We start from the raw sequence: 12,748 nt of genomic DNA, 5'->3' as shown, positions 1-12,748 counted from the left end.
GCCGTCGCGATCACCCGCCGAGCCCGCTCAGGTCCGGCCGCCCGCCGAGGCGCTGCACCGTGGCGCTGGCGGCCGTTGACGCGCGCCTACCCGCTTGGAATGGTGAGGCGCCGTCGCGCAGGGCGGAGATGAGCGCGCTGATCGTCCACATCTCCGCGACCAGAATCAGGGCGAGCCGACGCATCACCAGACCAAGGGTCGGTGCTTCAATGAGGAGATGGGTGACCTCACGCCCGAAGTGGCGATCCTGGACGACTACGCCGGCGCGGCCCTGCGGCTTGCGGACTGGTCACCGGTGCAAAACCGGTCCCGCATCACAGTTTTCGACCGGCACCTGTCCGAGGACGAGGCGGCGGAAGAGCTGCGGCCGTTCGATGTGATCTGCACCCTGCGCGAACGGATGGCGCTACCACGAACGCTGCTCGCGCGGCTGCCGAACCTGAGACTGATCACGATCGTCGGAAGAAGCCTGCCCAACCTGGACCTGGGTGCGGCGACAGAGCGGGGCATCCTCGTCGCCCATACCGACTTCGCCCATCCGCGATTCCGATCCGTGCACGACGCCACCCCCGAATTCGCCTGGGGATTGCTGATCGCCACGGTACGCAACCTGGCCGAGGAACACCGGCGGATGCGAGGCGGCGGCTGGCAGGTCACTACGGGTCTCACGCTGTCCGGCAAGACGCTCGGCTTGTTGGGCCTCGGCCGGGTGGGCAAGCGGATGGCCGAATACGCGAAAGTCTTTGGCATGGAGGTCATCGCGTGGAGCCAGAACCTCACCGCCGACGCCGCCGCGGCGGCCGGCGCGCGCCGGGTCGAGAAGGTGACGCTGTTCGAGGAGTCCGACGTGGTCTCCATCCACGTCGTCCTGTCGGAACGCACCCGTGGTCTGGTGGGTGAAGCCGAGCTGGCCCTGATGAAGCCGCAGGCATACTTGATCAACACGTCGCGGGGCCCGATCGTCGACGAGGCCGCGATGATCGCCGCCCTCGAAACCGGGCGCATTGCCGGTGCGGGGCTGGACGTCTATGACGTCGAACCGCTGCCGTCCGATCACCGATTGAGGCTGCTGCCGAATGTGACGCTGTCTCCACACCTGGGATACGTCACTCGTGAGATGCTCGGTGCCTTTTACTCCGACACCGTGGAGGCGGTGGCCGCCTGGTTGGACGCGGCCCCGATCCGGATCGCGAACCCTGAGGCGTTTCGGGGTTGATCAGGGGCGTCTCCGTTTCCAGTGCGGGCTCTTGACCGCTTCGAGCGCTTCGGTGACGTAGCGATCCAGCGGCCATGGGCGACCGGACTGGCGTACCCATTGCTGGAAGCCGAAATCGGCTGCGGCGAAGGCGAGTTGGACCAGCAAGCCGGGGCGTAGGTCGACATCGGAGTTCACGCCCATGCGTTCGGCTATCAGCTTGGCCGCCCGCTCCTTGTCGGCGGGCGTGTGAACGGTCACCTTACGCAGCAGGTCGGGGGCCACCAGCAGCGCTTCTCGCCACTCGTCGGTGTCCGCCTGCTCGAACGATCGGGTCCGCGTGATGATGGCGTTGATCAGCGCGACATCAGGGGGCTCACTGGCGGGCCGCTGCTCGAGCAGGTTGACGATCGCCGCGCCGCCATGGCGAACGGGTGCGAGCAGCAGCTCTTCCTTCGTCGGCACGTGCCGGAAGAAGGTTCGCGGCGAAACGCCTGCGGCGGCGGCGATTTCTTCCGTCGTCACGGCGTCGTAACCGCGCTCGACGAAGAGCCGGAACGCCGCGCGCCTGATGTCGGCCCGGATCTGCGCGCGCTGCCGATCGCGCAGCGACTCTCCTCTGGGCAAAGTCACCGGAAGCAGCCGATTCCGCCGTCGACGTGAATGGTCTGGCCGGTGATGAATGTCGCGTCGCTGCCCAGCAGGAAGGCGACCAGCGCGCCCACGTCGGTTCGGACATCCCCGATCCGCTTCATCGGCACGCGTCCCACGGCTTTCTCGTACTCCTTGGGCGCGAACGACTTCCAGAATTTGACCCCGTCCGATTCGGCGAACGGGCAGATGACGTTGACCCGGATGTTGTCGCGTCCCCACTCCAGAGCGGCGACCTTCGACAGGCCCCGGATGGCCTCCTTGGCGGCGGCATATCCGCCCCATTTTGGTTCGCCGCCGGTGCCCGTCCCGGATCCGAGATTGACGATCGACCCGCCGCCCGCCTCGACCATAACGGGATGAACGGCCTGCATGAGCAGGAACGTCGCCCGCGGGCCGACGTCGTGACCGAGTGCGAAGTCCTCGGTGGTGATATCCACGAACGCCTTCGGTTCGTTGGTGGCGATCGCATTGTTGACCAGCCCGTGCACCGTGCCGAAGGCGTCGACCGCGGCCGTCACAATCCTTCGGGCGCTGTCCGGGTCGCGCAAGTCGGCGGTCAGCTTCTCGACGCGTCCCAACGATGACAGCTCGTCGGTTGTCTTGCCCAGCAACTCGTCTTGGATGTCGACCAGCAGCACCGCCGCCCCGCGTTCCAGCAGCGCGGCCGCGGTGCCCCTGCCCACGCCCTGGGCGGCGCCGGTGACGATCGCGACGTGGTCGCGCAGCGAGAAGGGATGGCTGTAGGTCATGAGGAGGCGAGCGCGGGCGCCGGGCGGCCCGCGAACATGGGCAGGTCGAGGTAAGTCTTGATGCCGGGTTCGGCGGCGCAGACGTCGGGAATGGCGTTGACGCAGTGATTGGCCGTGGCCACCACGCCCGGATTCTTCACCAGCCCTTCGGCGATCGTCTCGGGCTGCAGACCCTTGAAGGTGAGGCTCACGGTGGGGTCACCGGTGATCTCGACCTCGAAGCGTTCACCCTTGCCGCCGAAATTCCAGGCCGGCTCCAAGTTCTCCTCACCCATCAGCCAGTTGACCGCCGCGGTGATGACCGGCTCGCCGTCGACCAGGGCCTGCCAACGGAACCGGCGCGCGGCCACGGTTCCGGTGGTGATCGGAAACGGCGCATAGTCGATGTCGGCGGTCGCGACGGCGACGTCCTGAATGGTCCTGATGTTCGGTTCGATACGAAACCCCATGTGGTCTGCGATCATTCGCACCGACTGCTTGAAGCCGGCCTCGAGCAGGCCGGCCATGGGCCCTTGCATTGCTTCCTCGGGGGTGCCGCCGAAGCCCATGATGTGGCGCACGACGTCCGGGGCGTTGTAGGTGCGGATGTCGGAGAATTCCTCGGCCCGGATGTGGGTGACCGCCGACGAGAGCGACGACAGCATGAGCGGGAATCGTTCGGTGATGCCGCCGGGGTGGATCCCGGAACCGTGCAGAGTTACGCCACCTTCCACCGCCGCGTCTGCGACGGCCTGGTGCCTGGGGTTACCCGGGTCGGGGTACACCCAGCCGACCGGGGTGACGACGTTCTTGCCGGATCGCAGGATCGCGATCACCTCTTCGTCGTTGGGAATCAGCGGGCTGTACATGACGCAGTCGGCGTCCAGCGCCAGGATCTCGTCGATGCTGGAAGTGGCCGTGACACCGAGGTCCTGAATTCCGAGGATTCGCCCTACGTCGACCCCGTTCTTGTCGGCGCTGTGCACCCAGCAGCCCGCCAGCTCCAGCCGCGGATGGTTCAGGACGCACGCGATGGCCGCCTTGCCGACGCCTCCGGTCGCCCATTGAATGACACGAAGCTTGGACGGACTACTCATCTGCTGACCTCCGAATTGCATGCTTTACACGCCCACGACCGGACTGGCACAGTATGACCGGTTGACAGTGACTGTCAACATCGATCTGGAGTGGGAAGGCCTGTCATGAGCATCCTCGACGGCAAGGTCGCGATCGTCACCGGGACGAGCCGCGGAGTGGGCGTCGGCATCGCCCACGAATTGCTCCGTGCCGGCGCCACCGTCATCGGCTGTTCGCGTTCACCGCTGGACGCCATCCCCGGTTGCGAAACCGACTGGGCCGCCCGGGCCTTCCAGAAGGTTTGTGATCAAGGGGACTACCGCGCGATCGACTCCTTCGTCACCGACGTCGTCGCCGAGCACGGCCGGATCGACATTCTGGTGAACAACGCCGGCGGGACCGTTCCGGCGCCGCACGTCGACAGCATTCCCGAGTTGGTGCAACGCATTCAGGGGGCGCCGGCCAGCGACGACGAGTATGAGCGAACGGCGCTGTTCCACGCGTACGCGGTGCAGATGAACCTGATCAGCCCGCTCTGGTTCGCCATCCGCGCCTACCGGCAGATGCGCACCCAAGAGGGCGTCGGCTGCATCATCAACATCTCCAGCGGCGCGGGGCATCCGGCGGGATCGCCGACGCTGGTTTCCTACGGCGCGGCCAAGAGCGGGCTCAACCATCTCACCCGCTCGCTGGCCGAGGAGTGGGGGCCCAAGGTGCGGGTCAATTGCATCGCGCTGGGACCGACGATGACCGAGAACTTCCGGTCGTTCGTGCTGCCCAAGGACGACCCGACCGGCGCAAAGTATTTCGCCGCCGTCCCGCTGCGGCGTGCCGGCGACCCCGCGGAGGTGGGCAGGGTCTGCGTGTTCCTGGCCGGCGGCGAGGCCGACTTCGTCAACGGCACCACCATCGAGCACGACGGGGGCATGCTGCCCGGCGTGCTGTACGAAGCGGGCCTGAAGACCATCACCGATCTGCTCTAATCGTTGCCATGAGCAGTTCCTTGGAGCCCACCCGCGAGCAGTTCGCGGCTCTGGCCGCCCGGCCGGCCGACGCACCGGTGGTGATGGTCAACCTGTTGAAGTTCAAGACGCCGGGTGGTCTGGAGTCCTACCAGCGCTACGGGCAGGAGGTCGCACCGCACCTGCAGCGGGTGGGTGCCACCGTCCGCTACGCGGGAACCGCGCCGGCCTTCGTCATCGGCGATGGCGAAAGGCCTTGGTGGGACGCTATTCTCCTCGTTGAGTATCCGACGCCGCAGGCGTTCATCGACATGGTGACCACCGCCGAGTACGCGGCGGTGCATGAACATCGCGCCGCCGGTTTGGACCGCGGTGACCTCATCGCGACGTCAGCGTGGTCACTCGCGGCCGACTGACTCAGAGCTTGTAACCGATGGCGCGCAGCAAGTCGTGGCGTTCGGCCGCGTCGCTGTCGCCTTCCACTCCGAGGGGAGTCTGTCCGTCGATGACGCCCACGATGCCGCGACCGTGCGGGGACACCGCCACAATGACTTCCACTGAATTGGCTGTGGCGCAGTAGATCCCGCAGACTTCGGGCACCGCTTTCACCGGGTTGAGGACATTGACCGGAAAGCCCTCACGCAAGAAGATCACGAAGCTGTGTCCGGCCGCGATGGCCAGCGCGGCGTGAGTTGCCAGTTCGACCAGGTCCGCGTCGTTGCCGCTGCGGCGAACCAACCGCGGCCCGGACGCCTCGCAGAAGGCCACTCCGAACCGCAGCGACGGGCTCACTCCGGCCAGGGTCTCGTGCAGGTCTTCGACCGTTTTGATGAAATGCGCCTGGCCGATGATCACGTTGACATCCGCTGGCTTGTCAACGGCCACCACATCCCAGTTCAACGATCGCGTCGCCACGAACCCATGCTGCCACCAGTCCACCGCCGGCCGAAAGACCGCGATGTTCGAAGAGGGCCTTCGCCCGGGCGCTAGTCGAGGTCTAATTGATGGATGGAACTGATGATGCCCACCGACGCGATATTTCTGCTGGGCGAGTCGCGGGAACATCCCATGCACGTCGGCGGTCTGCAGTTGTTCGAGCTGCCGGAGGGCGCCGGCCGCGGCTTCGTCCGTGACCTCTACGACCGCTTGGTGGCGCAGGATGATTTCCAGCCCACGTTCCGCAAGCATCCGGCGACGTTCGTCGGCGGAATCGCGAACCTGGGCTGGTCCTACGACAAAGATGTCGACATCGACTACCACGTCCGGCGCTCGGCGGTGCCCTCGCCCGGGCGGATCCGTGAACTGCTCGAGCTGACCTCGCGGTGGCACAGCAGCCTGCTCGATCGTCATCGCCCGCTGTGGGAAACACACATCATCGAGGGACTCAAGGACGGCCGGTTCGCCGTCTACACGAAGATCCACCACGCACTGATCGACGGCGTCTCCGCGCAGAAGCTGATGCAGCGCGCATTGTCGACCGACCCCGACGATACCGAGATCCGCGCGCCGTGGAGCCTGCCCAAGAGCAAGCGCAAGCGGAACCCGGTGAGTCCCCTGACTTCGGCGCTGCATGCGGCGGGATCCCTTGCGGCGCTTGCCCCGTCGACGCTCTCGCTGGCCCGGGCGGCGCTGTTCGAACAGCAGCTGACGCTGCCGTTCGGGGCCCCGCGCACCATGCTGAACGTCAAGATAGGCGGCGCGCGCCGCTGCGCGGCACAGTCATGGTCGTTGGACCGCATCAAGAGCGTCAAGAAGGCCGCCGGCGTGACCGTCAACGATGTCGTGCTGGCGATGTGCTCGGGCGCCCTGCGCTACTACCTGCTCGAGCAGAACGCGTTGCCGGACACCCCGCTGATCGCGATGGTCCCCGTGAGCCTGCGCACCGAGGAGGAGGCCGACGCCGGGGGCAACCTCGTCGGCGCCATCCTGTGCAACCTCGCCACCGATACCGACGATCCCGCACAGCGATTGCAGACCATCAGCGATTCGATGCGCAGCAACAAGAAGGTGTTCTCGCAGTTGCCTCGCTTCCAAGCGCTGGCGCTGTCCGCCGCCAATACGTCAGCGCTCGCTTTGGCGGCGGTCCCCGGTTGGGTGGCGTCGACGTCGCCGCCGTTCAACATCATCATTTCGAACGTGCCGGGGCCCACCCAGCCGATCTACTACGGGGGCGCTCGCCTCGACGGAAACTATCCGCTATCGATCGCGCTCGACGGACAGGCGTTGAACATCACGCTGGCCAACAACGCCGGAAACCTGGACTTCGGTCTGGTGGGATGCCGGCGCAGCGTGCCGCACCTGCAGCGGCTGCTCGCGCACCTCGAGTCATCGCTCAAGGACCTGGAACGCTCGGTCGGGTCCTGAGGGAATGCCGAAGCTCAGTGCGGGCGTGCTGTTGTACCGGACCCGCGACGGCGTCGTCGAAGTCCTGATCGCCCATCCGGGAGGCCCGTTCTGGGCGCGAAAAGACGACGGGGCGTGGTCGATTCCCAAAGGGGAGTACGCCGAGAGCGACGATCCGTGGACCGCCGCGCGACGCGAGTTCTCCGAAGAACTCGGGCTTTCGGCGCCGGGCGGGGAACGGCTGGACCTCGGCCAACTCAAACAGTCCGGCGGCAAGGTAGTCACCGCCTTCGCCGTTTGCGGCGACCTGGACGTGACCGACGCGCGCAGCAACACCTTCGAATTGGAATGGCCGAAGGGTTCGGGCAAGTTGCGCGAGTTCCCGGAAGTCGATCGGGTGGGCTGGTTTTCGGTGGCGCAGGCCCGCGTCAAGCTGCTGAAGGGGCAACTTGGATTTCTGGACCGGTTGATGGCGCATCCCGATTTGGCGGGGTTACACGAAGGGACCTGACATGCAGACGTTACGCACACCCGACGAGTCGTTCGACCGGGTACCCGACTTTCCGTATGCGCCCAGGTATTGCGAAATATCGGACGGCGAAGGCGGGACGCTGCGGGTCGCCTGGGTGCAAGACGGTCCCGAGCGAGCCGACCCGATCCTCATGCTGCACGGCGAACCGTCGTGGTCTTTCCTGTACCGCAAGATGATTCCGGTACTTGTCGGCGCCGGACACCGGGTTATCTGCCCCGATCTGGTCGGGTTCGGTCGTTCGGACAAACCCACCCGCCGCGAGGATCACAGCTACGCGCGCCACGTCGAATGGATGCGCGCGGTGGCCTTCGATGTCCTCGATCTTCGAAACGTGACCCTCGTCGGCCAGGACTGGGGCGGGCTGATCGGTTTGCGCCTCGCCGCCGAACACCCCGACCGATTCGCCCAGCTGGTCGTGGCCAACACCGGTCTGCCGACCGGGGAGCAGCCGATGCCCGACGTCTGGTGGCGATTTCGCGAAGCGATCACCACCGCGCCGGAGCTACACGTCGGCGCGTTCGTGCAGGGCGGATGCCGCCAACCGATGAGCGACGACGTACGCGCAAGCTATGACGCGCCGTTTCCGGGCGACGAGTACTGTGCGGGTCCGCGCGCCATGCCGGGCTTGGTGCCGACCTCGCCGGACGATCCCGCGGCGGCGGCCAACAAAGCGGCATGGGCCACACTCGCCGCGAGCCCGACCCCCATGCTGGTCGCCTTCAGCGACAGCGACCCGATCACCGGTCCGATGGGCGCGATCTTCCAGCGCGAGATGCGCGGCGCGCAGGGGATCGATCATCCCCTGATCCGCGGCGCCGGACACTTCCTGCAAGAGGATGCGGGTGAGGAACTAGCGGGCCACATCGTCGAGTTCCTCCGTCGCTGAAACTGTGTGCGGCCCGCCGAGGGGCAGAATGGCCGCATGACGACCGCGCCGACCGATTCCCAGGGGTTGCTGCTGCAGCTGCTGGACCCGGCCAACCGGCCCGACCCGTATCCCCTGTGTGCGCAGTTTCGCGACGGGGGAGCGTTGCAGTTGCCCGGCGCCAACCTGACCGTCTTCTCGAGCTACCGAGACTGCGACGAGGTATTGCGGCACCCGTCGTCAAGCAGCGACAACGTCAACTCGACGGTCGCCAAGCGGCAGGCCGAGGCCGGCACGTCGCCGCGCAGGCAGGGTCCGCCGGGTTTCTTGTTTCTCGATCCACCCGATCACACCAGGCTGCGCAGGCTGGTCAGCAAGGCATTCGCGCCGAAGGTGGTGAACGCGTTGGAACCCGATATCCGTTCGCTGGTCGACGGAATGCTCGATCGGGTCGCCGAAAAGGGCCACTTCGATGTCGTCGAGGATTTCGCCTACCCGCTGCCGGTCGCGGTGATCTGCCGGCTGCTCGGTGTCCCCCTCGATGACGAGCCCCAGTTCAGTCGCGCATCGGCGTTGCTCGCCCAGGCGCTTGATCCGTTTTCGACGATCACCGGCGTGCCGCCGGAGCTGGCGAACGAGCGACAGCAGGCCGGGGCGTGGTTGCGCGAGTACTTCCACGGTCTGATCGACCGCCGCCGTTCGACACCCGGTGATGACTTGCTGTCGGGGCTGATCGCGGTGGAGGAGTCCGGAGATCAACTGACCGAGGAGGAGATCGTCTCCACCTGCAACCTGCTCTTGATCGCGGGACATGAGACCACGGTGAACCTGATTGGGAACGCCATGTTGGCGATGCTGCGCCATCGCACGCACTGGACCGCCCTGGGCGCCGAGCCGGGCCGAGCGCCGGCGATCGTGGAAGAGACCCTGCGCTTCGACCCACCCGTACAACTGGTCGGCCGAATTGCTCTCGCCGACATGGTGATTGGGGGAGCCGAGGTTCCCGCGGGCGATGTCATGATGTTGGTGCTCGCCGCCGCCCACCGTGACCCTGCGGAATTCGACCGGCCCGATATCTTCGATCCGGACCGGAAAGGATTGCGACACCTGGGCTTTGGCCGGGGCGCGCACTACTGCTTGGGTGCGCCGCTGGCCCGGCTGGAAGCCGGCGTGGCGCTGTCGGCGGTGACGGCGCGGTTCCCGCACGCGCGGCCCGACGGCGAGCCGCAGTACAAGGCGAACGTCACGCTGCGCGGACTGTCGCACCTGTCCGTCGCGGTCTAGCTCACCCGCGCTCCCACGGAGGGCTCTCGCCCATCTTCTTGTAGTACTTCGCCAAGTGGCTCTTGACACGGTCGACGTCCGCCTTCGGCAGGTCGATGCCGCCACGGGCGCCGTCCATGATGGCGCCGGCCGCCATCACCCCACGCGGCACGGCCTTGAGGTCGCCGCCGACTACATCGGCGATCAACAGTTTGTACGCCGTGAAGTTGTCCTTCTTGTCGTTGTCGTACCAGACGTGGGCATCACGGTATTTCTGGTTCGGCGCGTCCTCGGCCCCGGCCCAGCTGCGAACCCGCTTCTCGGCGGCGTCTCCGTCCCACTTGCGATCGCGATCGGCCAACGGCAGATCCTGAAACGCTGTCACAGACATGTGAGTTCGCTTGCCCGCTCTGGGTCGTATTAAACGCCCGGCCGAAGTTATCCACAGTTGGAAGTTTGTCCACAGGGTGGCACCTTCGGGCGGGGATGCGCTGCTCTGCGCGGCTATCATCGAAAATATGTTCGATAGGTCGCTTCCGGTCGCCGACGAGTTGGCGCGCGCCGACGACGGTGAAGTGGTTGCCGCGATCGCCGACTGTTCACGGGTAGAGGCGGCGGCCGCGGCACGCCGGCTGGCCGCCATCGCGGAGCTGGTGCATCGCCGAGCCGAAGGGCCCACAGTGTCCGCCCACTGGTCCTGCGACAACTGGGATGCCGTGGCCGCCGAAGTCGCCGCGGCACAAAACATCAGCCACGCCATGGCCTCCGGGCAGATGTACCTCGCCGCCGCGCTGCGCAATCGAGTGCCGCAAGTGGCGGCGCTGTTCGCCGAGGGCACGATCAGCGCCCGGCTGGCGTCGACCATCGTCTGGCACACGGATCTCGTAAAAGACCCCGACACACTGCGTTTGATCGATACGACGTTGGCCGAAGCGGCGATGAGGTTCGGGCCGATGTCGGCTAGCAAGACCGCGCAAGCCATCGACGCGGTGGTGGACCAATACGATCCGGGGGCGCTGCGGAGGACGCGCGCAAGCGCCCGCAGCCGCGACGTCGTCATCGATCAATCCGACGACCCGTCGGGCACCGCCGCCTTGTGGGGCCGGCTCTATGCGCACGACGCGGCCACACTGGACCGGCGCCTGCTGCAGATGGCTCACGAGGTGTGCGAAGAGGATCCGCGCACCGTCGCGCAGCGCCGTGCCGACGCGTTGGGTGCGCTGGCCGCTGGCGCGGACCGGCTCGCCTGCGGCTGCGGCAATGCGGACTGCCCGGCCGGCGCCGTCGAGGACGGGCGGGCAGCCAGCGTGATGATCCACGTCGTAGCCGACGCATCGGCCTTGGATGCCGAGCCGGACCCGCACATGGCGGGCCAACCGGAGCGGACGCCAATCACGGACCAGACCACGCTCGTTGAGGCACTCACCCCCGATCCCGAGCCCGACGTGCCGCCGTCCCGGCCGCCCGCGCTGATTACCGGCGGCGGCGTGATTTCGCCTGCGGTGGTCGCCGAGCTGATCCGCGGCGGCGCGAAAGTCCGGCCGGTGCGTCATCCCGGCGACGCGAAGCCCGAGCCGGGATATCGCCCCTCGGCCGAGCTGGAGCGGTTCGTCCGATGCCGCGACATGACATGTCGGTTCCCCGGTTGCGATCGACCCGCCGAGTTCGCCGACATCGACCACACGGTGCCCTACCCGCTCGGCCCCACCCACGCGTCGAACCTCAAGTGCCTCTGCAGAAAACACCATCTTCTGAAGACTTTCTGGACGGGCTGGCGGGACGAGCAACTGCCGGACGGCACGGTGGTGTGGACGTCGCCCACCGGTCAGACGTACACCACACGTCCGGGCAGTCGGCTGTTGTTTCCCGCGCTGTGCCTGCCGACGGGCGAATTGCGAATTCCCTCAACGCAATATGGGCCCCTCGGCGAGCGCGGAGTCATGATGCCCAAACGCCGCCGGACCCGGAATCAAGATCGGGCCCGCCGCGTCAATGCCGAACGAGCGCTCAACGCAGTCCACATCGCTGAACGCAACCAACCGCCGCCCTTCTAGTCCGCTCCCAGGCCCGGAACGATGTCCCCGAGGCTGAAGGTCACCGGCTGCTCGAGTTGCTCGTATGTGCACGAGCGAGGCTCGCGGTCCGGGCGCCACCGGTTGAACTGCGCGGTGTGGCGAAAGCGCCGGCCTTCCATGTGGTCGTAGCGGACCTCGACAACGCGCTCCGGACGCAGCGGCACGAACGAGAGATCCTTTCCGGCGTTCCAGCGCGAGAACTCGTTCTTGCGCGGTGTTCGTTCGCCGGCTTCGTGGGCAGCCCAATTCCACGGGTGGTCCTCGAAATCGGTGACGAGCGGCTGCAGCTCGGTGAACAGGCGCCGTCGTTCGGCCATCGGGAAGGCGCCGATCACCCCGACGGACGCGAGCTGACCGTCGTCCTGGTAGAGCCCAAGCAGCAGCGAGCCGATCGCTTGACCGCCGGACTTGTGCATGCGATAGCCCGCGACCACGCAGTCGGCGGTGCGCTCGTGCTTGATCTTGAACATGACGCGCTTGTCGGGCTGATAGGTGACGGTCAGCGGCTTGGCGATGACACCGTCGAGGCCGGCCCCCTCGAATTCGTCGAACCAGCGCCGCGCAACATCGACGTCGGTGGTGGCCGGCGTGACATGGATCGAAGGCCCGGTGTCCGCCAGGGCTTCAATGAGGGCGGCGCGCCGCTCGCTGAATGGCCGCCGCAGGTAGTCGTCGTCGCCCAGGGCGAGCAAGTCGAACGCGATGAAGGACGCCGGCGTCGCCTCGGCGAGCATCCGTACCCGCGAATCCGCCGGGTGGATGCGCTGTTGTAGCGCCTCGAAATCCAGGCCGTGGTCGGTTGCGATGACGATCTCCCCGTCGATCACGCAACGCTCGGGCAGCTCGGCGCGGACCGCGGCCACCAACTCGGGGAAATAGCGCGTCATGGGCCGTTCGTTGCGGCTGCCCAGCTCCACTTCGTCGCGGTCACGAAAGCAGATGGACCTGAATCCGTCCCATTTCGGCTCGTATGACGCATCGGGCGGGATCGACCGCACCGATTTGGCAAGCATCGGCGACACCGGGGGCATGACGGGTAAGTCCATAGGCCGAT

15 protein-coding genes are annotated in these 12,748 nt (G+C 66.7%); 8 read left to right on the top strand and 7 right to left on the bottom strand.

Annotated elements, in window-relative coordinates; genetic code table 11:
- Positions 1-10: 10 nt before the first annotated feature.
- Positions 11-187, bottom strand: coding sequence for a hypothetical protein (locus A5697_RS27540; RefSeq protein ID WP_197500887.1), 177 nt, complete (start codon positions 185-187; stop codon positions 11-13).
- Between the two features lie 30 nt (positions 188-217).
- Between A5697_RS27540 and A5697_RS01985 the strand changes: the two genes are divergently transcribed.
- A complete protein-coding gene (locus tag A5697_RS01985) occupies positions 218-1,216 on the top strand; it encodes a D-2-hydroxyacid dehydrogenase family protein (RefSeq protein WP_067943342.1) in 999 nt (332 codons plus the stop codon).
- Here the strand turns inward: A5697_RS01985 and A5697_RS01980 are convergent, their stop codons facing one another.
- The 3 genes from A5697_RS01980 to A5697_RS01970 are packed head-to-tail and all read right to left on the bottom strand — an operon-like array spanning position 1,217 to position 3,674.
- Entirely contained in the window at positions 1,217-1,828 is a 612-nt protein-coding gene (locus A5697_RS01980; RefSeq protein ID WP_067943344.1) for a TetR/AcrR family transcriptional regulator, read from the bottom strand. It lies immediately after the preceding gene.
- Positions 1,825-2,598: an SDR family NAD(P)-dependent oxidoreductase gene (locus A5697_RS01975; RefSeq protein ID WP_067943346.1), complete on the bottom strand. Its 774-nt coding sequence runs from the start codon at positions 2,596-2,598 to the stop codon at positions 1,825-1,827. The genes A5697_RS01980 and A5697_RS01975 overlap by 4 nt, the downstream gene beginning before the upstream one ends.
- Complete coding sequence (locus A5697_RS01970) at positions 2,595-3,674, bottom strand: dihydrodipicolinate reductase (RefSeq protein ID WP_067943423.1); 1,080 nt, start codon at positions 3,672-3,674, stop codon at positions 2,595-2,597. Before A5697_RS01970 ends, A5697_RS01975 begins: the two co-directional genes overlap by 4 nt.
- A 105-nt stretch (positions 3,675-3,779) precedes the next feature.
- Here A5697_RS01970 and A5697_RS01965 point away from each other — a divergent pair, with 105 nt between their 5' ends.
- On the top strand, positions 3,780-4,637 hold the full coding sequence (locus tag A5697_RS01965; RefSeq protein WP_068007501.1) for an SDR family NAD(P)-dependent oxidoreductase: 858 nt from the start codon (positions 3,780-3,782) through the stop codon (positions 4,635-4,637).
- An 8-nt stretch (positions 4,638-4,645) separates the two neighbouring features.
- The gene (locus tag A5697_RS01960; RefSeq protein ID WP_067943350.1) at positions 4,646-5,032 is read left to right on the top strand and encodes a DUF1330 domain-containing protein; all 387 of its coding nucleotides are present in this window, start codon (positions 4,646-4,648) and stop codon (positions 5,030-5,032) included.
- A 1-nt stretch (position 5,033) separates the two neighbouring features.
- On the opposite strand, the gene A5697_RS01955 is transcribed toward A5697_RS01960, so the two are convergent.
- A complete protein-coding gene (locus A5697_RS01955; RefSeq protein WP_068007584.1) occupies positions 5,034-5,531 on the bottom strand; it encodes an adenosine-specific kinase in 498 nt (165 codons plus the stop codon).
- 93 nt (positions 5,532-5,624) lie between these two features.
- Here A5697_RS01955 and A5697_RS01950 point away from each other — a divergent pair, with 93 nt between their 5' ends.
- From A5697_RS01950 to A5697_RS01935, 4 genes are read left to right on the top strand one after another with little or no spacing between them, the layout of a single operon-like run.
- Complete coding sequence (locus tag A5697_RS01950) at positions 5,625-6,980, top strand: wax ester/triacylglycerol synthase family O-acyltransferase (RefSeq protein WP_067943352.1); 1,356 nt, start codon at positions 5,625-5,627, stop codon at positions 6,978-6,980.
- Between the two features lie 4 nt (positions 6,981-6,984).
- Entirely contained in the window at positions 6,985-7,470 is a 486-nt protein-coding gene (locus A5697_RS01945) for an NUDIX domain-containing protein (RefSeq protein ID WP_067943353.1), read from the top strand.
- Position 7,471: 1 nt separating this feature from the next.
- Positions 7,472-8,377 (top strand): haloalkane dehalogenase, encoded by a 906-nt coding sequence (locus A5697_RS01940; protein ID WP_067943355.1) that lies wholly within the window; start codon positions 7,472-7,474, stop codon positions 8,375-8,377.
- Positions 8,378-8,413: 36 nt separating this feature from the next.
- Positions 8,414-9,640: a cytochrome P450 gene (locus A5697_RS01935; RefSeq protein WP_067943427.1), complete on the top strand. Its 1,227-nt coding sequence runs from the start codon at positions 8,414-8,416 to the stop codon at positions 9,638-9,640.
- 1 nt (position 9,641) lies between these two features.
- Here the strand turns inward: A5697_RS01935 and A5697_RS01930 are convergent, their stop codons facing one another.
- Positions 9,642-10,010, bottom strand: a complete 369-nt coding sequence (locus tag A5697_RS01930; protein WP_067943357.1) for a hypothetical protein — start codon at positions 10,008-10,010, stop codon at positions 9,642-9,644.
- 127 nt (positions 10,011-10,137) lie between these two features.
- Here A5697_RS01930 and A5697_RS01925 point away from each other — a divergent pair, with 127 nt between their 5' ends.
- The gene (locus A5697_RS01925; RefSeq protein ID WP_067943359.1) at positions 10,138-11,673 is read left to right on the top strand and encodes an HNH endonuclease signature motif containing protein; all 1,536 of its coding nucleotides are present in this window, start codon (positions 10,138-10,140) and stop codon (positions 11,671-11,673) included.
- Here A5697_RS01925 and A5697_RS01920 read toward each other — a convergent pair.
- Complete coding sequence (locus tag A5697_RS01920) at positions 11,670-12,740, bottom strand: ATP-dependent DNA ligase (protein ID WP_067943361.1); 1,071 nt, start codon at positions 12,738-12,740, stop codon at positions 11,670-11,672. The genes A5697_RS01925 and A5697_RS01920 overlap by 4 nt on opposite strands.
- Between the last annotated feature and the right edge of the window lie 8 nt (positions 12,741-12,748).

Source organism: Mycobacterium sp. E3251 (assembly GCF_001666835.1).
In the GTDB taxonomy this organism is placed as follows: Bacteria; Actinomycetota; Actinomycetes; order Mycobacteriales; family Mycobacteriaceae; genus Mycobacterium.
The sequence above is the reverse complement of the archived record's forward strand: the minus strand, read 5'-3'. Positions and strand labels throughout refer to the sequence as shown.

What these genes read in the sequence shown, in the direction of transcription:
- A5697_RS01985 (WP_067943342.1), top strand. Translation starts at nt 218, where the DNA reads ATGGGTGACCTCACGCCCGAAGTGGCGATCCTGGACGACTACGCCGGC.
- A5697_RS01975 (WP_067943346.1), bottom strand. Translation starts at nt 2,598, where the DNA reads ATGACCTACAGCCATCCCTTCTCGCTGCGCGACCACGTCGCGATCGTC.
- A5697_RS01970 (WP_067943423.1), bottom strand. Translation starts at nt 3,674, where the DNA reads ATGAGTAGTCCGTCCAAGCTTCGTGTCATTCAATGGGCGACCGGAGGC.
- A5697_RS01965 (WP_068007501.1), top strand. Translation starts at nt 3,780, where the DNA reads ATGAGCATCCTCGACGGCAAGGTCGCGATCGTCACCGGGACGAGCCGC.
- A5697_RS01960 (WP_067943350.1), top strand. Translation starts at nt 4,646, where the DNA reads ATGAGCAGTTCCTTGGAGCCCACCCGCGAGCAGTTCGCGGCTCTGGCC.
- A5697_RS01950 (WP_067943352.1), top strand. Translation starts at nt 5,625, where the DNA reads ATGGAACTGATGATGCCCACCGACGCGATATTTCTGCTGGGCGAGTCG.
- A5697_RS01945 (WP_067943353.1), top strand. Translation starts at nt 6,985, where the DNA reads ATGCCGAAGCTCAGTGCGGGCGTGCTGTTGTACCGGACCCGCGACGGC.
- A5697_RS01940 (WP_067943355.1), top strand. Translation starts at nt 7,472, where the DNA reads ATGCAGACGTTACGCACACCCGACGAGTCGTTCGACCGGGTACCCGAC.
- A5697_RS01935 (WP_067943427.1), top strand. Translation starts at nt 8,414, where the DNA reads ATGACGACCGCGCCGACCGATTCCCAGGGGTTGCTGCTGCAGCTGCTG.
- A5697_RS01930 (WP_067943357.1), bottom strand. Translation starts at nt 10,010, where the DNA reads ATGTCTGTGACAGCGTTTCAGGATCTGCCGTTGGCCGATCGCGATCGC.
- A5697_RS01925 (WP_067943359.1), top strand. Translation starts at nt 10,138, where the DNA reads ATGTTCGATAGGTCGCTTCCGGTCGCCGACGAGTTGGCGCGCGCCGAC.
- A5697_RS01920 (WP_067943361.1), bottom strand. Translation starts at nt 12,740, where the DNA reads ATGGACTTACCCGTCATGCCCCCGGTGTCGCCGATGCTTGCCAAATCG.